The organism is Ruegeria sp. YTSA219 (assembly GCF_059609985.1).
Window position 1 is genome coordinate 164,871 of record NZ_JBXWMT010000006.1, and the last position, 21,618, is coordinate 186,488.

26 protein-coding genes are annotated in these 21,618 nt (G+C 56.6%); 14 read left to right on the forward strand and 12 right to left on the reverse strand.

The genetic code is table 11. The annotated features are described in order from the left end of the window. The first annotated feature begins 148 nt into the window (after positions 1-148). Positions 149-1,273, forward strand: a complete 1,125-nt coding sequence (locus AC2FFB_RS10940; RefSeq protein ID WP_281972669.1) for a beta-ketoacyl-ACP synthase III — start codon at positions 149-151, stop codon at positions 1,271-1,273. 220 nt (positions 1,274-1,493) lie between these two features. Here the strand turns inward: AC2FFB_RS10940 and AC2FFB_RS10945 are convergent, their stop codons facing one another. Next, positions 1,494-1,955, reverse strand: a complete 462-nt coding sequence (locus tag AC2FFB_RS10945) for a hypothetical protein (protein ID WP_142636888.1) — start codon at positions 1,953-1,955, stop codon at positions 1,494-1,496. A gap of 353 nt (positions 1,956-2,308) precedes the next feature. On the opposite strand from AC2FFB_RS10945, the gene AC2FFB_RS10950 reads away from it, so the two are divergent. Then, positions 2,309-2,887: a thymidine kinase gene (locus tag AC2FFB_RS10950; protein ID WP_142636576.1), complete on the forward strand. Its 579-nt coding sequence runs from the start codon at positions 2,309-2,311 to the stop codon at positions 2,885-2,887. On the opposite strand, the gene AC2FFB_RS10955 is transcribed toward AC2FFB_RS10950, so the two are convergent. From AC2FFB_RS10955 to AC2FFB_RS10975, 5 genes are all read right to left on the reverse strand, one after another. After that, positions 2,884-3,834 carry a 2-hydroxyacid dehydrogenase gene (locus AC2FFB_RS10955; RefSeq protein ID WP_271949234.1) on the reverse strand — a complete coding sequence of 317 codons (951 nt, stop codon included), beginning with the start codon at positions 3,832-3,834 and terminating at the stop codon, positions 2,884-2,886. The genes AC2FFB_RS10950 and AC2FFB_RS10955 overlap by 4 nt on opposite strands. After that, the gene (locus AC2FFB_RS10960; protein WP_271949232.1) at positions 3,834-4,172 is read right to left on the reverse strand and encodes a tRNA-binding protein; all 339 of its coding nucleotides are present in this window, start codon (positions 4,170-4,172) and stop codon (positions 3,834-3,836) included. The genes AC2FFB_RS10955 and AC2FFB_RS10960 overlap by 1 nt, the downstream gene beginning before the upstream one ends. Next, entirely contained in the window at positions 4,165-4,980 is an 816-nt protein-coding gene (gene proC, locus AC2FFB_RS10965; RefSeq protein ID WP_142636570.1) for a pyrroline-5-carboxylate reductase, read from the reverse strand. Before proC ends, AC2FFB_RS10960 begins: the two co-directional genes overlap by 8 nt. 36 nt (positions 4,981-5,016) lie before the next feature. Beyond that, entirely contained in the window at positions 5,017-5,517 is a 501-nt protein-coding gene (locus AC2FFB_RS10970; protein WP_281972666.1) for a type III secretion system chaperone family protein, read from the reverse strand. 308 nt (positions 5,518-5,825) lie between these two features. Continuing rightward, entirely contained in the window at positions 5,826-6,074 is a 249-nt protein-coding gene (locus AC2FFB_RS10975; protein WP_142636566.1) for an accessory factor UbiK family protein, read from the reverse strand. Positions 6,075-6,171: 97 nt separating this feature from the next. Between AC2FFB_RS10975 and lgt the strand changes: the two genes are divergently transcribed. Genes lgt through pgeF form a run of 3 tightly spaced genes read left to right on the forward strand, consistent with a single transcriptional unit; the run spans position 6,172 to position 8,875 of the window. After that, complete coding sequence (gene lgt, locus AC2FFB_RS10980) at positions 6,172-7,053, forward strand: prolipoprotein diacylglyceryl transferase (protein WP_496693879.1); 882 nt, start codon at positions 6,172-6,174, stop codon at positions 7,051-7,053. After that, positions 7,053-8,120, forward strand: coding sequence for a class I SAM-dependent methyltransferase (locus AC2FFB_RS10985; RefSeq protein WP_142636562.1), 1,068 nt, complete (start codon positions 7,053-7,055; stop codon positions 8,118-8,120). The genes lgt and AC2FFB_RS10985 overlap by 1 nt, the downstream gene beginning before the upstream one ends. After that, on the forward strand, positions 8,117-8,875 hold the full coding sequence (pgeF, locus tag AC2FFB_RS10990; RefSeq protein WP_496689554.1) for a peptidoglycan editing factor PgeF: 759 nt from the start codon (positions 8,117-8,119) through the stop codon (positions 8,873-8,875). Before AC2FFB_RS10985 ends, pgeF begins: the two co-directional genes overlap by 4 nt. Before the next feature lie 241 nt (positions 8,876-9,116). Here the strand turns inward: pgeF and AC2FFB_RS10995 are convergent, their stop codons facing one another. Continuing rightward, entirely contained in the window at positions 9,117-9,296 is a 180-nt protein-coding gene (locus tag AC2FFB_RS10995) for a hypothetical protein (protein ID WP_185956677.1), read from the reverse strand. Positions 9,297-9,601: 305 nt separating this feature from the next. Here AC2FFB_RS10995 and AC2FFB_RS11000 point away from each other — a divergent pair, with 305 nt between their 5' ends. Then, positions 9,602-10,384, forward strand: a complete 783-nt coding sequence (locus AC2FFB_RS11000; protein WP_271949219.1) for a Hint domain-containing protein — start codon at positions 9,602-9,604, stop codon at positions 10,382-10,384. A 116-nt stretch (positions 10,385-10,500) separates the two neighbouring features. Here the strand turns inward: AC2FFB_RS11000 and AC2FFB_RS11005 are convergent, their stop codons facing one another. Next, the gene (locus AC2FFB_RS11005; RefSeq protein WP_142636556.1) at positions 10,501-11,001 is read right to left on the reverse strand and encodes an Lrp/AsnC family transcriptional regulator; all 501 of its coding nucleotides are present in this window, start codon (positions 10,999-11,001) and stop codon (positions 10,501-10,503) included. Positions 11,002-11,226: 225 nt separating this feature from the next. Here AC2FFB_RS11005 and trxB point away from each other — a divergent pair, with 225 nt between their 5' ends. From trxB to AC2FFB_RS11025, 4 genes are all read left to right on the forward strand, one after another. After that, positions 11,227-12,168, forward strand: coding sequence for a thioredoxin-disulfide reductase (gene trxB, locus AC2FFB_RS11010; RefSeq protein ID WP_496677643.1), 942 nt, complete (start codon positions 11,227-11,229; stop codon positions 12,166-12,168). Positions 12,169-12,172: 4 nt separating this feature from the next. Continuing rightward, positions 12,173-12,640 carry an RES family NAD+ phosphorylase gene (locus AC2FFB_RS11015; RefSeq protein ID WP_282021516.1) on the forward strand — a complete coding sequence of 156 codons (468 nt, stop codon included), beginning with the start codon at positions 12,173-12,175 and terminating at the stop codon, positions 12,638-12,640. A gap of 60 nt (positions 12,641-12,700) precedes the next feature. Next, positions 12,701-14,371, forward strand: a complete 1,671-nt coding sequence (locus AC2FFB_RS11020; protein WP_271949208.1) for an adenylate/guanylate cyclase domain-containing protein — start codon at positions 12,701-12,703, stop codon at positions 14,369-14,371. A 217-nt stretch (positions 14,372-14,588) separates the two neighbouring features. After that, positions 14,589-16,307 (forward strand): bifunctional sulfate adenylyltransferase/adenylylsulfate kinase, encoded by a 1,719-nt coding sequence (locus AC2FFB_RS11025; RefSeq protein WP_142636548.1) that lies wholly within the window; start codon positions 14,589-14,591, stop codon positions 16,305-16,307. A 57-nt stretch (positions 16,308-16,364) separates the two neighbouring features. Here AC2FFB_RS11025 and AC2FFB_RS11030 read toward each other — a convergent pair whose 3' ends face one another. The 4 genes from AC2FFB_RS11030 to AC2FFB_RS11045 all read right to left on the reverse strand — a co-directional run bounded on the left by AC2FFB_RS11030 (position 16,365) and on the right by AC2FFB_RS11045 (position 18,845). Beyond that, positions 16,365-17,225: a hypothetical protein gene (locus AC2FFB_RS11030; protein WP_496689551.1), complete on the reverse strand. Its 861-nt coding sequence runs from the start codon at positions 17,223-17,225 to the stop codon at positions 16,365-16,367. After that, entirely contained in the window at positions 17,225-18,109 is an 885-nt protein-coding gene (locus AC2FFB_RS11035; RefSeq protein WP_142636545.1) for a PhzF family phenazine biosynthesis protein, read from the reverse strand. The genes AC2FFB_RS11030 and AC2FFB_RS11035 overlap by 1 nt, the downstream gene beginning before the upstream one ends. Positions 18,110-18,201: 92 nt before the next feature. Beyond that, a complete protein-coding gene (locus AC2FFB_RS11040) occupies positions 18,202-18,426 on the reverse strand; it encodes a DUF1150 family protein (RefSeq protein ID WP_142636543.1) in 225 nt (74 codons plus the stop codon). A 5-nt stretch (positions 18,427-18,431) separates the two neighbouring features. Further along, entirely contained in the window at positions 18,432-18,845 is a 414-nt protein-coding gene (locus AC2FFB_RS11045; protein WP_142636541.1) for an Hsp20 family protein, read from the reverse strand. Between the two features lie 163 nt (positions 18,846-19,008). Between AC2FFB_RS11045 and AC2FFB_RS11050 the strand changes: the two genes are divergently transcribed. The 4 genes from AC2FFB_RS11050 to AC2FFB_RS11065 all read left to right on the forward strand — a co-directional run bounded on the left by AC2FFB_RS11050 (position 19,009) and on the right by AC2FFB_RS11065 (position 21,617). Next, entirely contained in the window at positions 19,009-19,233 is a 225-nt protein-coding gene (locus AC2FFB_RS11050) for a YdcH family protein (protein WP_037308505.1), read from the forward strand. A gap of 76 nt (positions 19,234-19,309) precedes the next feature. Continuing rightward, entirely contained in the window at positions 19,310-19,795 is a 486-nt protein-coding gene (purE, locus tag AC2FFB_RS11055) for a 5-(carboxyamino)imidazole ribonucleotide mutase (protein ID WP_271949196.1), read from the forward strand. Continuing rightward, positions 19,792-20,547 (forward strand): NAD(P)-binding domain-containing protein, encoded by a 756-nt coding sequence (locus tag AC2FFB_RS11060; protein ID WP_496874901.1) that lies wholly within the window; start codon positions 19,792-19,794, stop codon positions 20,545-20,547. The genes purE and AC2FFB_RS11060 overlap by 4 nt, the downstream gene beginning before the upstream one ends. 2 nt (positions 20,548-20,549) lie before the next feature. After that, positions 20,550-21,617, forward strand: coding sequence for a 5-(carboxyamino)imidazole ribonucleotide synthase (locus tag AC2FFB_RS11065; RefSeq protein WP_271949191.1), 1,068 nt, complete (start codon positions 20,550-20,552; stop codon positions 21,615-21,617). Position 21,618 lies beyond the last annotated feature (1 nt).

A 21,618-nucleotide genomic window follows, 5' to 3' on the forward strand; every position in this document is an offset into this window, starting at 1 on the left:
ATTTGACGCGTATATACTTCGAAAAACGAACTATTCAAGAACTGAAGCTCAATTTCCAACCAAGCTTAACATTCCCTCGGGTCAATCTCTCTTGAACAATACCAATCATAACGGCATTTTAGGTGAATCCAGAAATCCAGGACCCAACATGTATACGCCAGCAATCACCGGCTCGGGTGTTTTCACGCCAGATAATGTCATTACGAATGCCGAGCTCGTTTCGGCCTTCAATGCATATGCCGACAAGATGAACACCCAGAACGCAGAGGCGATTGCCGCTGGTGACGTTGAACCGATGCAGCATTCGTCTGAAGAGTTCATTCTGAAGGCCTCCGGAATCGAAAACCGCTATGTGATGGACAAAGCGGGCGTTCTGGATCCCGACGTGATGCACCCGCTGTTTCGTCAGCGCTCTGACGATGAACCTGGCATCATGACCGAAATGGCCGTTGACGCCTGCAAGAAAGCGCTGGCACAGGCAGGGCGCAACGGGGACGATGTTGATCTGGTAATCTGCGCGGCTTCGAACCATGAACGGGCTTATCCTGCAATCGCGATTGAGATCCAGCAGGCGCTGGGATGCAAAGGCTTCGGATTCGATATGAACGTTGCCTGTTCTTCGGCCACGTTCGGCATTCAGGCGGCGGCGGATATGGTCAGGTCCGGTTCGGTCAAATGTGCGCTTGTGGTAAACCCCGAGATTTGCACGGGCCACCTGGAATGGCGTGACCGAGATTGCCACTTTATTTTTGGTGACGTGGCAACGGCCACCGTGATCGAACGGATCGAGGATGCGACCGGACCGCATTTCGAGATTTTGTCGACCAGCTGCGCCACGGATTTTTCCAACAACATCCGAAACAATAATGGCTTCCTGCGTCGCACTCGGCCAGAGGGATTGACCGACCGCCGCGACATGCAGTTCATGCAAAACGGCCGTAAAGTGTTCAAAGAGGTTCTTCCAATGGTCAGCAAGCACATTGCCGACCATATGGACGCCGAAGGTATCAGCAACGCCGATCTCAAACGTCTTTGGCTACATCAAGCGAACAAAACGATGAATGATTTCATCGGTAAAAAAGTCATGGGCCGCGAACCCGCCCCCGGAGAGCAGCCAAACATCCTGCAAGACTATGCGAACACGTCCTCGGCAGGGTCGATCATCGCATTTTCGAAATACTCGGACGATTTCACCGATGGCGAGATCGGCCTTATCTGTTCCTTCGGAGCAGGGTATTCCGTGGGTTCGGTAATCGTGAAACGCCACGGTTAAGACAACACTCCGCGCAACCACAAATTCGTACAAGAAAGCCGGGCTTATTCGACCCTGCTTGGTTGTTTGATCCTTGTTTCAGCACTGGCATCACCCCGTCCGGCGGCAAGCGGCAAAAGCCCCAGCATGCGAGCGTTCAGATCGGGTCAAGTTTGACCTAGCATGTCATGAGTATCGGTACGCACACCAAACTGGATCAAGACACGCAACTTCCCTTGCCTCAGCTCACGCTTTCTTCTTCAAGGTGCAGCTTCATCTCGATCAGAACATGCTGCAGCAGGCTGGTTTCCTTCAACAGGCGTTTGGCCTCGTTGACCGTGATGATACCGTCTTCGATAGCTGACTGATATTCGGTCATAAGCATGGCAAAGCGTTGGCTCAACGCGATGACATCCGAATTCACACCTCCGGTGCGAGGAGCGTCCGTGTTGCGGCCATCATATGACAGCGTAATGTTCTTGAGGTCGGCCAACGCCGACGTCACATGCGGAAAGTTGGCCACCGCTTCAAGGCGTGCAACCGCATCAACCGGCATGAACCGATCAGCATGCTCTGCATTATCTGAATAATATCGGCCAAGCGTGGCTTTGGATTTACCCGTGATCTCGCACGCGGACTCAATTCCAACGTCCTTGACCAACGCTTCGGTGTGCTTTTTGAGATAGGCCCCGATATCTGCCATGTTTTTACCTTTGCTACCTGCCTTCCCCACTACATCTGCCATTGCGGGGGAAAGGGAAATGAAATTTCCCATACCTGATTCATAATTGAAATGCGATATGTTGGCTATCCCTCAGATATGCGAGGGTTTTGTGAGTGAGTGGCGGCAATAATGCCGGTAGCGAGTGATAGCGGGGCACATATTAGCCCCGCTTCGTTTAGGCCGCTTATAGGCCGAAGGCGTCGCTGTTGTGAGTGCAGGGGCTCCATCCCCAAAGAGCGTGAGCTCATCCCCTAACTGGACAACGGCGGCGTCGCTCATTTCGCCACATGAGATGGCTTGCCCAGGCGGGGCTGGCGAATTAGACCCGAGCCATGGCAAAACTTTACTTCAACTACTCGACTATGAACGCGGGCAAATCGACCGTGTTGCTGCAGGCCTCGCATAATTATCGCGAGCGCGGCATGGATACTTACCTGATGACGGCTGCATTGGATGGGCGCGCCGGTGCTGGGAAAATTGCCTCGCGGATTGGGATATCATCCGAGGCTGATACTTTTGACACCGATGATGATGTTTTCGCCATGATCGAAGCCCGTCTGGCGCAAGGCAAAATTGCATGTGTCTTTATCGACGAAGCCCAGTTCCTGACCGAAGATCAGGTCTGGCAACTGGCCCGCGCCGTAGATGACCTGAACGTGCCGGTGCTGGCTTATGGGTTGCGGGTCGATTTTCAGGGCCGGCTGTTTCCCGGATCGGCCGCCTTGCTGGCGCTGGCGGATGAGATGCGTGAGGTTCGCACGATCTGCGAATGCGGCCGCAAGGCAACAATGGTGATTCGTCAGGACGAGAATGGAAATCCCATCACCCAAGGTGCTCAGGTCCAAATTGGTGGCAACGAAACCTATGTCTCGCTGTGCCGCAGGCATTGGCGCGAGGCCGTGGGCACCTAAACCGGATTCGGCAGCGGGCGCCCCTGAACAAAGGCCGCAACATTATCTAGCGCCATGTGCCCCATAGCGCTGCGGACCTCCTCAGTCGCGGTACCCAGGTGGGGCAACAGGGTCACGTTCTGCAAATCTATCAGAGCTTGCGGCACTGCGGGTTCGAATTCGTAGACATCCAGACCCGCACCCGCGATTTGCTTTTCTTGCAACGCCGAAATCAGGGCCGATTCATCCAATACCTCTCCCCGAGAAATATTGATCAGGATGGCAGCAGCGTTCATCGCCTGCAGCACCTGCGCATTGATCAGATGCCGGGTTTCGGCACCGCCCGGCACAGCCAGGATCAGGAAATCGACACCGGCAGCCAAAGCTTTGAGGTCTGAGACATAATCCGCCGGAAACTCTAACTCCTTTGGACTGCGCGATTGATAGGCGACGTGCATACCAAACCCATAGTGGCAACGTCGCGCGATGGCTTGCCCAATGCGCCCCATGCCCACAATGCCGACCCGTTTGCCGGTCACGTGATGGCCCAACATCTGTGTCGGGTGCCAGCCCTGCCAAAGGTTTGAACGTACCAGCCGTTCGCCTTCTCCGGCGCGGCGGGCCGTGGACAGCAGCAATGTCATGGCAATATCGGCAGTCGCATCTGTGACAGCGCCCGGCGTATTGGTCACCGCGATTCCGGCCTGACGGGCCGCCTCCACATCTATGTGATTATACCCAACCCCAAAGTTTGCCAGCAGTTTGCACCGCGGTTCCGGCACCTCAGCAAAGATCTGGGCAGAAAACAGGTCGCCCAAGGTCGGCACCACCACATCGAATTCGGACAGCGCATGCCCCATTTCCTTGAGTGACATCGGCAAGGTTTCACTGCGCATCTCTGCGTCAAACTCTGCGCGTGCACGTGCTGCGACAGAGGCGGTCATCGGTCGGGCAATGAACACACGCATCAGTGCATCCGCCCACCGGTTGGAACCTTGCCATCCGGCCCGATCAGGACGATCTCACCAGTCTCATCGGGCAATCCTAAAACAAGCACTTCGGACAGGAACTTGCCGATCTGGCGCGGAGGGAAATTTACCACCGCCATCACCTGCTTGCCCACCAATGAGGCGGGATCATAATGCGCAGTGATCTGGGCCGAGGTTTTCCGCTCGCCGATATCTCGTCCAAAATCGATCCACATCTTGATCGCTGGCTTGCGCGCTTCGGGGAAGGGCTCGGCGCGGATAACCTCGCCGACGCGAATGTCGACCTTGAGAAAATCGTCGAATGTAATTTCACTCACGAGACAGCTCCTTGGACCGATCAGTTGCGGCTTTAACAGCGCGGTGCAGCAGGTCGGGAAAACCGAATTCGTCGTGCATCAGGACCTCAAGCGCGGCCTGCGTGGTTCCATTAGGCGAAGTGACATTGACGCGCAGTTGCGAAGGGTCCTCGTCAGACGCCATGGCCAAGGCCCCTGCCCCGGCGACCGTGGACTTGGCCAGCCTCATCGCCAAATCATGTGGCAGGCCCTGAGCCTGACCCGCAGCAGCGAGCGTTTCTATAAGGTGGAATACATAGGCAGGGCCGGACCCGCTCAGCCCGGTAACGGCATCAATCTGCGCCTCATCCTGCAATCTGACCGTCTCACCGACCGCAGATAGCAGGTTTTCGGCTAGGGCCAGATCCGCATCCGAAACAGCAGAATTTCCAATCAACGCCGTGATTCCCTGTCGGATCGCCGCCGGGGTGTTCGGCATGGCACGCACGATTGGTGTTTTCTGGCCCAACACCTCTTCGAATGTTGAGATCGAGGTGCCCGCCGCCACCGACACGAACAGGCTGCGCCCACCGCCCAGGGCTGTAATTGCGGGCAGTGCATCGCCCATCATCTGTGGCTTTACCGCGACCAGCACTACCGCAGGCGCTTCGGGTAGCGGGGTATTGATGTTGACGCCCGACGATTTCAGCCAATCCGACGGGAAAGGATCAATCACCCAGACTGACGAGGCAGGAAGGCCATGCTCTAACCACCCGGCAAGCATGGCCGATCCCATCTTTCCGCATCCCAAAAGCACCAGCCCCTGTTCGGCGACGCGTGACATGTCCATGATTGCCCCTCCGCTTATTTGGCTCGGGGCAAAGCTTTACGCGCGGCCGTAGGCCTCTGCAATGGCGACTTGCATCGCGTCTTCCGGGGTACGGTTGCCCCATGTGACCAGTTGGATCGCGGGATAATAACGCTCGGCGCTCAGGACCGCTGCAGTGATCATCGTATCAATCTGTTCCGGGCTGGCCATCTGACCACCCGCAAGAACCAGACCGTAGCGGTAAACCATCAGCTTCTGATTGGCCCAGTATGTGAAGGCCCCGGCCCAGCACTGATCGTTCATCTTGTTCAGCAGTTCATAAAGCTCGGCCTCGCGCGCCTCAGGTGGCTCCATCTCGAACGAGCACACCATACGCAGCGTTTCGTCATAATTCGACCAGGCTAGCGTAATCGAGTAGGTGCGCCACTGTCCTTCGACAGCCATTGCGATCTGATCATCCCCGATCCGATCAAAGTCCCAATCGTGATGTTCGGCAAGATGTTCAACAATGTCGATTGGATGAAGGTCTTCTTCAAGAAACTGCTCGGAAAGGGCCATAATGCCACCTCACTAATTTCTAGCACTTCGGGGCTGGCAGCGCCCCAGCGCTAGTTGCCTGCTCTACAAGCCGGGCTTCCCCCATAGGCCTGTACTAAATATGGTGCGCTGTGGGTGGTGGCCTGACAACCCCCATTTTTGGGGATAACAGCAATAAGTTGTGGATAGCTGGCAACGGGGATCAAAATATTGGCATCAGATGCAGCTTTGTCTTGATTAATTCCCGCAAGACGGCATGATGCACAACACCGCACAACCCAGAACCGGATTGCGCGGCGTTTGTCTTTTTTCGAAAATTTCGCGGGGGATTATTCGCCCAGCTTGGCTTCCAACGCTGCAATGCGCGCCTCGAGCGCTGTGTTTTCCTCGCGCGCTTTCTGAGCCATGGCACGGACAGCGTCGAATTCTTCGCGTGTGACGAAATCGCGATCAGCCAGCCAACGGTCGATCATCGACTTCATGGCGTTCTCCGCCTCGTCCTTTGCGCCTTGGGCAACACCCATGGCGTTGGTCATGAGTTGGGAAACATCATCCAGAATCTTGTTGCGGGTTTGCATGGTTATCCTCCGATTTGGCGGTTGGTCTCTATATGGGGAATGATTGGCGCAGGCTCAAGGTTGACTTAACCCTCAAAGCCCGGGCAATGAGACGCACATGCAGGCTGTTCTGAATTTCCCCGATCTGTCGCCCGAACTTTTCTCGATCTCGCTGTTCGGGATGGAGTTCGCACTTAGATGGTACGCCCTCGCCTATATCGCCGGGATTGTGATTGCATGGCGCCTGGGGGTGATCGCCCTAAAGCGCCCCGCCCTGTGGCCCGACAAGGCGCCACCTATGCAACCCGCCCAGCTTGAGGATCTGATCACCTGGATCATCCTGGGCGTGATTCTGGGCGGGCGACTTGGGTTCGTGCTGTTTTATCAACCAACTTATTACCTTTCGAACCCGATCGAAATTCTGATGGTCTGGCAGGGCGGCATGGCCTTCCACGGTGGATTGCTAGGCGTCGTCGTGGCCTCATATATCTATGCAAGACGTCACCAAATTTCGATTTTGCCGCTTGCTGATCTGATCGCGCATACCGTGCCGCCTGGGCTGTTATTGGGTCGTGTCGCGAATTTCATCAACGCCGAACTGTGGGGAAGGCCCAGCGACCTGCCCTGGGCCTTTGTATTCCCCGGTGCCGCCGCCCAAAACTGCCCGGAGGTTATTGGTCTTTGCGCCCGCCACCCCTCTCAGCTTTACGAAGCCGCGCTTGAGGGGTTGCTGCTGGGTGCCTTGCTCTTGTGGCTGGTCTATCGGCGCCACGCTTTCCAAAGACCTGGATTGGTCACGGGAGTGTTTCTGTCCGGCTATGGCGCATCGCGTTTCATTGTCGAGTTTTTCCGGCAGCCCGATGCGCAGTTTGTTTCACCCGGAAATCCGCTTGGACTTGCCTGGCAAATGGGCGGCTACGGCCTGACCATGGGCCAGTTGCTATCTTTGCCAATGATTGCCCTTGGCCTTTGGCTGGCTTTACGCGTTAAGGCCAAGTGATGACCCTCGCCAACCTCTTACAGGCTCGTATCGCACAAGACGGCCCGATGAGTGTAGCCGACTATATGACCGAATGCCTGCTGCACCCGACACTGGGATATTACACCACCCGCGATCCCCTTGGCCCGCAGGGCGATTTCATCACCGCCCCGGAAATCAGCCAGATGTTTGGCGAACTGATCGGGCTCAGCCTTGCGCAATGCTGGATTGACCAGGGGCGTCCGGGCCGTTTCACGCTAGCGGAGCTGGGTCCCGGGCGCGGAACGCTGATGGCTGACATACTGCGTGCAACACAGGGCGTGGATGGCTTTCACGCGGCGGCAGATATTGTTCTGCTTGAGGCCTCACCAACCCTGCGCACCATTCAGGCAAAGACGCTGGATGCCTATGCTCCACGCTGGATTACATCGGTCACCGATCTACCCGATTCCCCGCTTTTGCTGGTGGCAAACGAGTTCTTTGACGCTCTGCCCATTCGCCAATTCATCCGCGATGACAGCGATTGGCGGGAACGTTTGATCGGGATGAAGGACGAATCACTGGCTTTTGGCCTGGGGCCGCGGTCGCCACAGATCGCTTTGAAGAACCGGCTTGAGGACACGCAGGATGGGGATCTGGTCGAGCTTTGCCCTTCGGCCATACCGATCATCACTGTGATCGCCGGACGGATCGCGACACATGGCGGGGCCGGACTGATCCTGGATTATGGCGACTGGCATTCGCTTGGGGATACTTTTCAGGCGCTACATGCCCACAAGCCGATAGACCCGCTTTCCAGCCCCGGACAAGCTGATCTGACCGCCCATGTGGACTTCGAACCTCTGGCGAGCGCAGCGCGAGCTGCGGGCTGCGCCCATTCGCGCCTGACACCCCAAGGCGTTTTTCTGGAACGGCTGGGCATCACTGCGCGGGCGCAAGCATTGGCGAAACCACTCAGCGGGTCCAAGCTTGAGGCGTTGATAGCCGCACATCGCCGGTTGACGCACCCAGAGGAAATGGGAAACCTGTTCAAAGTACTGGGCCTGTACCCATCTTATGCCGCATTACCACCGGGACTGGAATCATGACGCTGGAAATTCTGACTTCGGATCTCTTGTCATCCGTACGCCATGGTTTTTTCTGCCGCCGAGGCGGGGCCTCATCCGGGATATTTGCAGGGCTCAACTGCGGTCATGGATCATCTGACCAGACCGAGGCTGTCGCGATAAACCGTAACCGCGTAGCGGATGCGATGGAGGTCGATCCCGGATCCCTTATCGGGGTGCATCAGGTGCATTCACCGACGGTCATAACTGTTGATGGTCCAATCGACGGGGAAAAGCCTAAAGCAGACGCGTTGGTTACGGCCTATCCCGGGCTGGCGCTGACCATCCTCACGGCGGATTGCCAACCTGTTCTTTTTGCCGACACCCACGCAAAAGTGATAGGAGCTGCACATGCGGGTTGGCGCGGCGCGCTAGACGGTGTGCTTGAGGCCACGTTGGACTCCATGGAGGCGCTAGGAGCACGGCGCGAGAATACAGTGGCTGTCATAGGGCCCACAATCTCTCAAACTGTGTATGAGGTCGGACCCGAGTTCCTAGAAGAATTTGCCACTGAATCATCAGAAAACCTGCGATTCTTCGCAAATGGAACGGGTGATCGGATGCAATTTGACCTCCCGTCCTATGGGCTGCACCGGTTACGTCAGGCTGGTGTCGGGCATGCAGAGTGGATTCGTCATTGCACCTATTCGGACCCGAACAGATTCTATTCGTACCGCCGATCGGTTCATGCAAAAGAAGCCGACTACGGCCGCCTGATTTCCGCAATCAAACTGTGACGCGCGTCCTGATTGTGGCGAAATCGCCGCTTTTTCGCCACATTTGTTGTGTCTATATGAGTCGCCAAAATTAGGTTTTATTGCCCTCTCTCAGATGGTTATCTGCATATTTCCGAATGTGAGCGCGGCTAGATTAAGAAAAGGAAACAACCAACTTTCTTTTGTCCCAGATTCAACCCGCGTCAGCCTTATGGCCGCCTCAATATGGCGACACGTTAGGCTCAGATTGGGTCGTTAGGCACTAAGCCTTGAACGAGTAGGACAACAGGATGAAACAAAGATCCCGCTTTCTCAGCGCTGTTCTGAAAGCGTCCAGAGAGCAAAAACTGGAGATGCCGTGGAAGCGGGTTTCCAGCCGTTCTGCCAGTGTGGCGCGCCGTTTGGCTTCGCGACGCTGATTAGACAGGCCTACCAAAGCCATTCTGCCGGCTTTGAGGGTCAAGACACACAGCGGGGGTGCTCCGATCCGGTGTGTGGCGCTTCACAGACGCTTTCTGTGAATGTGTTTAGGGGTTTGTGTGCGTAGACAATTTTCGTCTGCGAGTTGTGAGTTTGTCTGGGGGGTCAATGTGTTGACCAAGAGTTTGCGAAATTCCATCGCACCGCGCGGCCGTTACAGCCGACGTCTCGAAGTCGCCATAGCATTCAAGACAAAGAAAACCGATCAGGCGGGCCTGTACGGGGGTTCAGCCTTCCTGAGCGGATGTTTGAGGGGACGGAATTAGTATGACTATTCCACATTCTTTGGCCCGCGCCGCCAGAAACGCCGTCGATACGTCGACAATGCTGCGCGAGATTCCAAGAAATACAACAAAACAAAAAGCGCAGCTGCGGCGCTATGAGGTCAGTTCATTGTTGAGCAATGGCGAGGTATCCCAAACCCGCCACATCGCGCCAGCGCTGCCCATGTTCGAGGATGCGTTTTGTGCCTTTACGCGGGGTTCGCTTGTCGAAACCGAAAACGGGCCGATAGCGATCGAAGATCTTTTACCTGGCGATACGGTTTTGACCCAGAATGGAACTTCGGAAACCGTGGTCTGGAAGGGCTCGGTTACTTTGATCCCCGGGCGCGAAGACTCGCGTGGTCGCACGCGCCCGCTGACACGCATCATGGCGGATACCTTCGGAATGCAAAAACCGATGTCAGGCGTGACTGTCGGTCCGGCTGCGCGCCTGTTAGGCACCCCAGCACATCTGCGGCACTTGTATGGCGGATCTCCTGTTTTGACGCCCGCACACGAGTTCCAAGACGGGATGGGCGTCATCGAGATGCTACCGCCTACCCCAATCGAATTGTTTCACATCTGTCTGAAACGCCATTCGGTTATCAAGGTAGACGGATTACAGTTTGAATCATATCATCCAGGCGTAAATGCGGTTCGGATGATCAGCCATTCGCTTCGCTCAATCTATTTGAACTTGTTCGAGCATGTCGAATCGCTGAATGACTTTGGCCCGCTGCAGTTACCGCGTGCCGGAGATGGAGAGGTGGACGCAATCACTGCCTGAGTTTTAACCAGTACTGCAAAGTGGGGGCTTTATGCAGATTTTAATTAGTTGGGTTTTGTTTCTGGTTGTCACGGCGATTCTGCCGCCGTGCACCAGCCGTCACAAAAGGATGCGCTTTACGCCGTCCGGTTCATTCGTTCTTCCAGGACGTCAAACGGTACACCGGGCTCGTCCTTAGCGCCGCGTATCACAAGTGAGGTTTTAACGCTGGCTACGTTTGGCGTGGTCAGCAACTCGCCTGTTAAAAACTGCTGAAAGCTGCTGAGATCAGGAGCGACGCATTTCAGAATAAAATCCACTTCGCCGTTCAACATGTGGCATTCACGGACAAGTGGCCACTCGCGGCAGCGTTCCTCGAATGCGCTGAGTTCGGCTTCGGCTTGGCTTTCCAGTCCGACGCTTGCAAAGACCTGAACCTCAAAACCCAGCTCACGCGCATTCACTTCCGCGTGGTATCCGCGGATAAGGCCCGAGTCCTCCAATGTGCGCACGCGCCGCAGGCACGGAGGCGCGGAAATTCCCACACGTTTCGCGAGCTCTACATTGGTCATGCGACCGTCTGCCTGCAATTCTGCCAGAATCTTGCGGTCAATCTCGTCCAGCCGTGTCGCGACCATAAAAAGCTCCTGAATTTTCGGTTGTTATATCAGCACCCAAGGGATGCGCAATAATGTTTCGCGTTTGCGCAATATTCTTTGGTTTTCCAGGTATTTTTCTAGCGCGAGTTGTGAAACGGATTCTCCGATACGGCACGAAGGGGCTTTAAGCGCCTCAAGGGGGTCGCTATATCCATTCGCCAAGGGGCCGCAGGCCCGTATCAGGCAGATCGAGTCGGGGGTATCATGGCCGAAACAAAACACACCAGGGTTCTGATAATCGGATCAGGACCTGCCGGTTATACTGCGGGCGTATATGCCAGCCGTGCGATGCTGGAACCGATCCTGGTTCAGGGCATCGAGCCGGGCGGACAGCTGACGACCACCACCGAGGTCGAGAACTATCCCGGTTTTACCGAAGTCCAGGGGCCTGATCTGATGATCAAGATGCAGGAGCACGCCGCCGCGATGGGGTGCGAGATCATCGGCGACATCATCAGCGATCTGGATGTCTCGAAACGCCCGTTCACCGCAAAGGGCGACAGCGGCACCATCTACACCGCCGATGCGGTCATTCTGGCCACTGGCGCGCGGGCGAAATGGCTGGGATTGTCCTCGGAAGAGAAGTTCAAAGGCTTTGGCGTTTCCGCCTGCGCCACATGCGACGGGTTCTTCTATCGCGGGCAGGAGATCGTTGTAATCGGCGGCGGCAATACCGCCGTGGAAGAGGCGCTGTTTCTGACCAACTTTGCCAGCAAGGTCACCTTGATCCATCGCCGCGATGAATTGCGCGCCGAAAAGATTCTGCAGGATCGGCTGATGAAGAACGACAAGATCGAGCCCCTGTGGTTCCACGAACTGGACGAGGTCACCGGAACCGATGCGCCTTTGGGTGTCGAAGGCGTGCGCGTCAAGAATGTGAAAACCGGTGAGATTCGCGAAATCCCCTGCAAAGGTGTTTTCATCGCCATCGGCCACGCGCCCGCGAATGAGCTGGTCAAGGACTCGCTGGAAACCCATATGGGCGGCTATGTGATCACCAAACCGGGCTCCACAGAAACCTCCATTCCAGGTGTCTTTGCTGCCGGAGACCTGACAGATCACATCTACCGTCAAGCCGTTACCAGCGCCGGGATGGGCTGTATGGCCGCGCTGGATGCTGAACGGTTCCTGGCCGAGCAGGATTAATCAGGTGATCGAATTCTCCGGCCCGATCTGGAGAATTCTGTTCCTGTCACAGATAGACGCCCCTTTGGCCCCAGCACGGGCGCCAGAGGGGCGTTTTCATTATGCGGGCCAATTCGCGCTTTATTCTTCGCTGAGCGCTGAGGGTGCCGAAATAGCCATCAAACGCTATGTCTGCCCATCTGATCCACCACGCATTCTTCAAAAATGCCGGATCACCGGCGCTCGGCTGGTAGATCTGCGGGGGCGCAGCGAAGCCTCGGTCGTGTGGCAGGATACCCACGAAAAAGAAGGCGCCTCACCCACCTGGCTATTTTCGGATGACGCCCGCGCCAAAGGCGCCGATGGCTTGCTATACAGCTCGCGATCCCGGCCAGAACTCAGTCATGCGGTTTTGTTTAGCACCTCGCCAGAGGTAGTGTGCCTGGATGGGGATCCGCATCCCTGGTTGCCGGGGCATAGAGGCTTCGCTTGACCCCCGCTCTGCGCCGTTACAGACTCTGAGATGCGAGCAAAACGAACACAGGTGAACCGAGTGAAAAGCGTACTATGGCAAGGCGGGTGGGCTACCCGGCTGAGGATCATGAGCGGCCTGATCCTGTTCATCTTTGCCTTCTTTCACTTCATCAATATCGGTCTGGGACTGTTTCATACTGATTATCTCCACGGAATGCAGAAAGGCCGCCATGTCATTACGCGCAATAACATCGGCAGCGCGATTCTATATCTGGCCTTGCTCGTGCATTTTGGGCTGGCGCTGTATTCGTTAGCTCAGCGCAGAACCATGCGAATGCCTTTCAGTCTGGGGCTACAGGTGGTGCTTGGATTTGTGATTCCACTGCAACTGATCTCGCACCTTGTTCACACCCGATACGCACATTCAGTTTTCGGGGTTAATGATGAGATGGGTTATATCATCGCGCTAATGTGGCCCAGCTATGCAATCTGGACACAAAGCCTGCTTTTGCTGGTGGTTTGGGTCCACAGTTGCATCGGTCTTCACATGTGGCTGCGCCTGACATCCTGGTGGCAAAGGACGCTACCTTATTTGATCGGGCTCGCCGTGTTCATTCCGTCTTTCGCTCTGGCAGGTCTTTTGACAGAGGGCCGACGCATCTGGGCTGATTTCGCCGACCCGTTTCTGCGCGATCAGTATATCGAACATTACAACTGGCCATCGCCCGAGGCATTTCAGGCTCTGATGGGTGTGAGGCAAGATACGCTGCTTGCATTCGGGCTGGCGGTTGGCGCTACATTGCTTGTGTTTCTGGTGCGCAAAATTTTGCGACGCCGGCATTCGGTGCGCATCAAATATGTGGAAGGCCCCGAAATTGTGGCCGAAAAAGGCATGACTCTGCTTGAGATTTCTCAGGCCAACGGCATTCCCCACACTGCGCTATGTGGTGGCAAGGGGCGCTGCACCACCTGTCGCGTTATTGTCGAGAATGGTGCAGATCAGCTCCCCGTCCCCAGTGAGATCGAGGCCCGCAGCTTGGCTGCCGTAAAAGCACCCGAAGGCGCACGCCTGGCCTGTCAGATCCGCCCGACCGAGCCAATCACGGCCTTTCGGATGTACAATCCCGGTAGCGGTCGCAATCGCGCCCATGCCAGTCAGGGGCAGGAACGTAAACTGGCGGTGCTGTTTCTGGACATGCGTGGGTTCACGGCACTGACCACCGGGCAGTTGCCCTATGACATCGTTTTCCTGCTCAACCGGTTCTTTGACGCCATCGTACCAGCCATCACCTCGGATGGGGGTGTGGTCGACAAGTATATGGGTGACGGGCTGCTGGCAGTGTTTGAAACCACCGATGCTGCAAGTTCAGCACGGGCCGGGATGAAAGCTGCAGCCAATGTCAGCCGCGCATTGCAACGGTTCAACGAGCAACTCGAAACCGAGGGCAGCCCGCTTATTCGCATTGGAATGGGGTTACATCTGGGCGATCTGGTTCTGGGCGAAATCGGCGCCGTGGGCACTGCAAGCCGCACGATTATCGGCGACGCCGTGAATGTCGCCAGCCGATTGGAAGCCGAGACCAAGGGGTTGGGTGTCGAGCTTTTGGTTTCGGGCGATCTGCTGAAGGCAGCGGGGCATGACGGTTGGCAGAACGATCTGCGCCCCTTCCAGTTGCGTGGGGTAACAAGGCCAATTTCTGCCCTGCCGGTCGAACGTGCATCCGACCTCAGCCCCAAGATTGCCGCCTGAGAACACACTCATTCAAACCGGTCTATTTGGCCTTTATCCAAGGGATTGTCGTCGGGTTTCGCGTCAAAATGTGGAAAATCCTTCCAATCCGGAGAAAAACCGCGCATATCGTCCTTTGTTTCATAAATCCATCTGGACTTCACCCGGCCGCCGGGGCACATGCCCGGCAAACGCCCCTGAATCACTGGCCAATCCATCCTTCGACAAGAGAATTCCCATGACGATGTTAAGCAATCTGGCGCCGATCTCTGAACTTTATGTTTCGTACGAGTCCGCACAGAAACTGAAAGTAGAAGCTGCCGACCTGACAAGCTGGGACCTGAGCCCTCGTCAGATCTGTGATCTGGAACTGCTGATGAATGGCGGGTTCAACCCGCTGAAAGGGTTCCTAAGCGAGGCCGATTACGACAATGTCGTCGAAAACATGCGCCTGGCCGACGGCACCCTTTGGCCGATGCCAATCACGTTGGATGTCAGCGAAGACTTCGCTGAGGGCATCAAACTGGGTCAGGACATTGCACTGCGCGACCAAGAAGGTGTCATTTTGGGCACCATGACTGTGACCGACCGCTGGACGCCGAACAAGGCGCGCGAGGCGGAAAAGGTCTTTGGCGCAGATGACGATGCTCACCCGGCGGTCAACTACCTGCACAACACTGCGGGCAAGGTTTACTTGGGCGGTCCTGTTGTTGGTATCCAACAGCCCGTTCACTATGACTTCCGCGCTCGCCGCGACACACCGAACGAGCTGCGCGCCTATTTCCGCAAGCTGGGTTGGCGCCGTATTGTTGCGTTCCAAACCCGCAACCCGCTGCACCGCGCGCATCAGGAACTGACCTTCCGCGCCGCCAAAGAGGCGCAGGCCAACCTGCTGATCCATCCGGTTGTTGGTATGACCAAGCCGGGCGACGTGGACCACTTTACCCGCGTACGTTGCTATGAGGCTGTTCTGGACAAGTACCCGGCCTCGACAACTTCGATGTCACTGCTGAACCTGGCGATGCGTATGGCAGGCCCGCGCGAGGCGGTGTGGCACGGGTTGATCCGCGCCAACCACGGCTGCACGCATTTCATTGTCGGCCGTGACCACGCAGGCCCCGGCAAGAACTCAGCCGGCGAAGATTTCTATGGCCCCTACGACGCACAGGATTTGTTCCGCCAGTTCCAGGATGAAATCGGCGTCGAAATGGTCGATTTCAAGCACATGGTCTTTGTGCAGGAACGCGCTCAATACGAACCGAATGACGAGATCGCCGACAAAGACAACGTCACGATCCTGAACATCTCCGGCACAGAACTGCGCCGCCGTCTGGCCGAAGGCCTGGAAATCCCCGAATGGTTCAGCTTCCCTGAGGTTGTGACCGAACTGCGCAAGACCAAACCGCCGCGCAGTCAGCAGGGTTTTACCGTATTCTTCACCGGTTTCTCCGGCTCGGGCAAATCGACCATCGCCAACGCGCTTATGGTAAAGCTGATGGAGATGGGCGGTCGTCCGGTGACCCTGCTGGATGGTGACATTGTTCGTAAAAACCTGTCATCGGAACTGGGCTTCTCGAAAGAGCACCGCGACCTGAACATCCGCCGCATCGGCTATGTGGCCAGCGAGATCACCAAGAACGGCGGCATCGCTATCTGTGCCCCAATCGCACCCTACGCCACGACCCGCCGCGCCGTCCGTGAAGATGTCGAAGCGTTCGGCGCTTTTTGCGAGGTTCACGTGGCCACCAGCATCGAAGAATGCGAACGCCGCGACCGCAAGGGCCTGTACAAGCTGGCGCGTGAAGGCAAGATCAAGGAATTCACCGGAATTTCCGATCCCTACGACGTACCTGCCAATCCTGAGCTGAGCGTCGAGACCGAGAATGTGGACGTAGACAACTGTGCCCACCAGGTTCTGCTCAAGCTGGAAAGCATGGGTTTGATCGCCGGATCGTAACCTGCGCAAAGAATCAAGCAAAAGGCCCTCGGTTTCCGGGGGCCTTTTTCTATTGGATTATAGTTCTGCCCGAATGGCGGCGACAGCGCGTCCTTCGAAATCACCAAATTCCGCCGCTTTGGACTGGCTGGCCCGCAGGGCATCTAGACGCGCGGCATAGTCATCGACCGAAGCGGCTTGAATCGCACTCCGAATGTCGGCCTCGGAATCGCACAGGACCATCCCGGATGTGTCGAAGAAATCACCAATATTGGGACAGCCCCAATAGATCGGCACAGTCGAGCACAAGATCGCGTCTGTCAGCTTTTCCGAAAAGTAATTTCGCTCCCGCACATTCTCGATCACCACCGAATAGCGATATGGGGCCAGCCCGTCAGACTTTCGGTCAAACGGAGTATAGCCACGCCCCATAATATCGACATCTGCCCCGGATTCACGAACCCAGTCGATCACGGAATGGCGCAGCTGATGTCCTTCGAGATCACGTTTGGCCGAGGCGATCAAAGAACAGGATTTAGATTTCTCGACCAAAAGTTCTCGCCAATCAGGCACCATCGTCACGCCATAAGGCAGAAACACGGCGTTTGGGATACCTTGCAACAATACATCATGAAAGGTCAGCACCCGGAAGAACCGCCGCCACGTATAGCGCAACATGCGATCATGTTTGGCATGGATGGCCGAAGGCTCTCCCATCATCAAAGATATCCGCGCACGTGTTCCCCGACGAAGACGCAAATGTACGGTGGAATTGGGGTACATGATCAGATGGTCCGTGTGCGCAAGATCGCCCACTTTTTTTCCGATCAGACGATCCGGGCAACCTTCGGGCCAAGTCAGTTCCGACAAAGGAACCGTGGCCAGTTTCGGCCCCAACCGATGCCCATAGGGCAGTATGGCGATTGCAGGTTCTGTCATCATCCGGCATCTGGTAAATTAACCTGACCCCGCATAAGGATATGCCCGCGACCGGCGACCTTGATGCCTGTCATCGCATCCGATGGGCCAGCTCGGGTAACAGTCGCCTGACCGGGGCGCCCCATATCATGGCCTTGCTCGGCAATAAAAACGTCCTTTGGCATCAGCCCATGTTTCCAGAGATACGCCGCCATCGCACCAGTGGCAGATCCGGTAAACGGATCCTCGGGCGGGCTGGGCGGGGCCAACAGCAATCTCGAGAATGTATCGCCTGCTTTGGTCGCGCCTTTGAGCGTTACAAGAAAAGGTTCGGCCATATCGGAGCCGGAAAAGCCCGCCTTTTCGGCAATCTCGCGCAAAGGCCTTTCGACCAGTTTTGCCGCGCGCAGGGCGTCGTGATCACGAAGAACAGTGACACAGAAGGGCAGCCCGGTAGAAACAAATTGCGGCGGCGAGATGATCGCCTCTTTGGGCAGGCTGATGGCAGAGGCGACCAGCTCGGCGGGAACATAGGCGCCGAATTGTGGTGCAATCTGCGTCATCTCGATTTCATCACCGCTGATGCAGATCGAAACGATCCCCGCGCCGGTTTCAAGCGTCAGGGTATTGCCTTGCAGCATTCCTCTGGACTGCATTGCAGCTACGGTTGCGATCGTGGGATGCCCGGCAAAGGGGATTTCGCGACTGGCCAGAAAATAACGAACCCGGAAATCGGCCACATCGGACGGGCCAGTAAAGGTGCATTCAACCAAGGACGTCTCGCGCACATAGGCCATGCAGACGTCTTCGGACAGAGCTGCCCCACCATGAACAACAGCGCACCCATTGCCACCAAAGGCGCGATCGCTGAAGGCGTCTACCCAGTCAAAGTCGAACCAATTCATGTGTCGTGCACTCCGATATTCGAACCATCATAGGTTCGACTGTCTCGCCCGACAGGCCATGGATGTCACGAGGAAAACGTACGGAGGCCGCTTTAGTGCACGGCCACCGGTGAAAAATCATGCTCGCGCGCCAGGTTAAACGCCAGCTTGCGATCAGCAACCAGTGCCAGTTGCTGGCCGTCGGCATCGTGTACCGCATATAGCAGGCTCAGATCTCCGGCCTGTTCGCGAACTTCCCGAGGTAGATCGGCGACTTCAACTGTTTTGACATAGACGATCCGATCGCCTTCGGCGTTGATTTCAAACGGTGTATTCATTGCTCTTACCCCTTCCTTATGTTGATCGTTTGCACCACGGTTTCGGGCACGGCGCGGGTCAGATCCACATGCAGCAGACCATTTTCAATGATCGCTTCGCCAACCTCGACCCCATCGGCCAACACGAACATGCGCTGAAACTGACGTGCCGCGATCCCACGGTGTAGAAAGATACGTCCTTCGCTGTCGTCGCGCTGACGTCCCCGGATCACCAACTGTCGATCTTCGATGGTAATCGACAGGTCCTCTTCTGCAAACCCAGCCACAGCCAGGGTAATGCGGTAGGAAAAATTCGAGGTCTGTTCAATATTATAGGGCGGATACCCCTCATTTCCGGCCTTTGCAGACCGCTCCAGAAGGCGTTCCAACTGCTCGAACCCCAAAAGATGCGGGTATGAGCCCAGAGTAAGTTTAGACACGTATTTTCGTCCTTTATTGCCAAAGCGACGTGTTGTGCGGCCCCATTCTGGCAACCGCGTATAATAGAATATGGGAATATACAGCGATGTCCACAAGGTCTGGCCGGATCAAGCCTGACACACTATCTTGTGTGACAAGCACCACAACAACTCTGAGTCGCCAATGAACGCGCCCACCGATCTTTCGATGAAAACTGATGAGGTTCTGCGGGTAGAGCTGGAAGTTTTCCGCCGTCAACACCGTGATCTTGACGAAGCAATCGAGGCGCTTCAGGCCACTGGCACCTCGGATCAACTGACGATCAAACGGTTGAAAAAGCAGAAACTGCGCCTGAAAGACATCATTCGCCTGATCGAAGACCGCCTGACCCCGGATATCATCGCCTGAGACATCTGAACCGCATTGCCACAAAGGCGGATTTGGCTATAGTTCGCGCTCTTTCGGAAGGCAGGGACGCAAGCGGATGAGCGACGTTAAAGTGGGGATCATCATGGGAAGCCAGTCAGACTGGTCCACGATGAAAGAAGCCGCAGATATTCTGGATGAGTTGGGCGTGGCCTATGAAAAACGCATCGTTTCAGCGCACCGCACCCCAGATCGCTTGTGGGACTATGGCAAGACTGCTGTCTCGCGCGGATTGCAGGTGATCATTGCAGGGGCCGGCGGGGCCGCGCATTTACCGGGTATGATGGCCTCGAAAACACGCGTTCCTGTGATCGGCGTTCCGGTGCAGACGCGGGCACTGTCTGGCGTCGATTCGCTCTATTCCATTGTTCAGATGCCCAAAGGGTTCCCGGTTGCGACTATGGCGATCGGGTCGGCAGGCGGTGCCAATGCGGGATTGATGGCCGCTGGCATTCTGGCGCTGCAGGATAACGCTCTGGCCGACCGGCTGGATGCCTGGCGCGACGCGCTATCGGCCTCAATCCCCGAAGAACCCGAGGGATGAGCCGGATCGGATTCATCGGCACGGGCCATATTGCGGCCCCGATGGTGCGTTTTTTGGCCCGTAAAGGGCACGAGATCTCCGTGACAGAACGCAATGACCAGGTTTCAGCCGCGCTAAAGGCTGAACTGGGTGTGTCTGTCACGACGCCACAGGCCGTGATAGATGCATCCGAGATCGTGTTCCTGTGCCTGCGCCCACATATCGCTGCGGACGTTCTGGCCGCCTTAACGTTTCGATCCGACAATCAGATCGTCTCGGTCATGGCATCAGTCTCGAAAGATGAACTAACCGAGCTCTGTTCTCCGGCGCCGGCAATCGTGCAAACCATTCCGCTGGGATTTTTGGAAGCCGGTGGTTGCCCGCTTGTCGCTTTCGGCAACGATCAACTGCTGGCCGATTTGTTCGCACCGGAAAACCCGGTGATCAAGGTCGCAGATGAGGCGGCACTGAACGCCCATTTCGCCATTTGCGCCATGGTTCCCGGCCTTCTGGACCTGATGGCGACCGGAGCAACTTGGCTGGGAGACACAACCGGAGACGCAGCCGGGGCCGAATTCTACACCACCCAGTTGGTATCGGGCTTTCTGCACGCGATGGATAAGAAGGCCGCAGGCCGCCTAGAGGCCGAACGCGATGCGCTGGCCACTGACGGCACGCTGAGCCTGCAAATGACACAGACCCTGCAAGATCAGGGCGCGCACAAGGCATTGCACGGAGCACTTGGCGCTATTGGCAAACGTTTGGAGAGTTGAGAATGGTGGAAATGCTTGCCCCCGGCGCGACAATCGGGATTTTGGGCGGCGGTCAACTGGGCCGTATGCTGTCCGTTGCTGCAGCCCGGCTGGGTTTTGTGTCGCATATTTATGAACCCGGTGCGACCCCGCCTGCGGGTCATGTGGCGGATCGTGTGACCACCGCCTCTTATGATGATGCCGAGGCCCTCAAGGCCTTTGCCGAAGCAGTCGATGTCATCACCTATGAGTTCGAGAACATCCCCACCGAAGCACTGGACATTCTGGAAGTCCACCGCCCCATCCGCCCGGGGCGCGAGGCGCTGCGGGTCAGTCAGGATCGACTGAACGAAAAGGCTTTCTTGCAAGGTCAGGGCCTGAATACCGCACCCTTCGCCGATATCACGGATCTGGACAGCCTGAAGGCTGCGATTGACCAGATCGGCACCCCTGCCATCCTGAAGACCCGCCGATTTGGCTATGACGGCAAGGGACAGGCCCGGCTACTCAGCCCCGATGACGCTGAAACTGCTCTGGCAGACATGGCGGGTGCGCCTGCGATCCTGGAAGGCTTTGTCGATTTCAGCCATGAGGTTTCGATCATTGCCGCGCGCGGATTGGATGGTCAGGTCGCCTGTTTCGACCCCGGTGAGAACGTGCATCGCGATGGCATTTTGCATACCACCTCCGTCCCTGCCCGCCTGCCCGCAGCAAAGCGCACAGATGCGATCCTGTTGGCGGCAAATATCCTGAACGCCTTGGACTATGTCGGCGTCATGGGGGTCGAGTTGTTCGTGACCCCGCAGGGTCTGATCGTGAACGAGATCGCACCGCGCGTGCATAACTCGGGCCATTGGACACAGAATGGCTGCGCGGTGGATCAATTCGAGCAACATATCCGTGCCGTGGCAGGCTGGCCTCTGGGCGACGGGCAGCGTCATTCAGACGTGGTGATGGAGAACCTGATCGGCGACGATATGGACCGCGTACCTGAACTCGCGACCGAACGTGATGTTGCGCTGCATCTTTATGGCAAGGCCGAGGTGAAGGCAGGCCGCAAGATGGGTCATTTTAACCGCATCACGCGGTAAA

Coding starts and splice junctions, on each gene's coding strand:
- AC2FFB_RS11040 (WP_142636543.1), bottom strand. CDS start 18,426: ATGAATACACCGTTTGAAATCAACGCCGAAGGCGATCGGATCGTCTAT.
- AC2FFB_RS11065 (WP_271949191.1), top strand. CDS start 20,550: ATGGTGGAAATGCTTGCCCCCGGCGCGACAATCGGGATTTTGGGCGGC.
- AC2FFB_RS11030 (WP_496689551.1), bottom strand. CDS start 17,225: ATGACAGAACCTGCAATCGCCATACTGCCCTATGGGCATCGGTTGGGG.
- proC (WP_142636570.1), bottom strand. CDS start 4,980: ATGGACATGTCACGCGTCGCCGAACAGGGGCTGGTGCTTTTGGGATGC.
- AC2FFB_RS10985 (WP_142636562.1), top strand. CDS start 7,053: ATGACCCTCGCCAACCTCTTACAGGCTCGTATCGCACAAGACGGCCCG.
- AC2FFB_RS11050 (WP_037308505.1), top strand. CDS start 19,009: ATGAACGCGCCCACCGATCTTTCGATGAAAACTGATGAGGTTCTGCGG.
- AC2FFB_RS10950 (WP_142636576.1), top strand. CDS start 2,309: ATGGCAAAACTTTACTTCAACTACTCGACTATGAACGCGGGCAAATCG.
- purE (WP_271949196.1), top strand. CDS start 19,310: ATGAGCGACGTTAAAGTGGGGATCATCATGGGAAGCCAGTCAGACTGG.
- AC2FFB_RS11060 (WP_496874901.1), top strand. CDS start 19,792: ATGAGCCGGATCGGATTCATCGGCACGGGCCATATTGCGGCCCCGATG.
- AC2FFB_RS10945 (WP_142636888.1), bottom strand. CDS start 1,955: ATGGCAGATATCGGGGCCTATCTCAAAAAGCACACCGAAGCGTTGGTC.
- pgeF (WP_496689554.1), top strand. CDS start 8,117: ATGACGCTGGAAATTCTGACTTCGGATCTCTTGTCATCCGTACGCCAT.
- AC2FFB_RS10940 (WP_281972669.1), top strand. CDS start 149: ATGTATACGCCAGCAATCACCGGCTCGGGTGTTTTCACGCCAGATAAT.
- AC2FFB_RS10955 (WP_271949234.1), bottom strand. CDS start 3,834: ATGCGTGTGTTCATTGCCCGACCGATGACCGCCTCTGTCGCAGCACGT.
- AC2FFB_RS11035 (WP_142636545.1), bottom strand. CDS start 18,109: ATGAATTGGTTCGACTTTGACTGGGTAGACGCCTTCAGCGATCGCGCC.
- AC2FFB_RS10995 (WP_185956677.1), bottom strand. CDS start 9,296: ATGGCTTTGGTAGGCCTGTCTAATCAGCGTCGCGAAGCCAAACGGCGC.
- AC2FFB_RS10975 (WP_142636566.1), bottom strand. CDS start 6,074: ATGCAAACCCGCAACAAGATTCTGGATGATGTTTCCCAACTCATGACC.
- AC2FFB_RS11005 (WP_142636556.1), bottom strand. CDS start 11,001: ATGGTCGCGACACGGCTGGACGAGATTGACCGCAAGATTCTGGCAGAA.
- AC2FFB_RS10970 (WP_281972666.1), bottom strand. CDS start 5,517: ATGGCCCTTTCCGAGCAGTTTCTTGAAGAAGACCTTCATCCAATCGAC.
- AC2FFB_RS11025 (WP_142636548.1), top strand. CDS start 14,589: ATGACGATGTTAAGCAATCTGGCGCCGATCTCTGAACTTTATGTTTCG.
- AC2FFB_RS11000 (WP_271949219.1), top strand. CDS start 9,602: ATGACTATTCCACATTCTTTGGCCCGCGCCGCCAGAAACGCCGTCGAT.
- trxB (WP_496677643.1), top strand. CDS start 11,227: ATGGCCGAAACAAAACACACCAGGGTTCTGATAATCGGATCAGGACCT.
- lgt (WP_496693879.1), top strand. CDS start 6,172: ATGCAGGCTGTTCTGAATTTCCCCGATCTGTCGCCCGAACTTTTCTCG.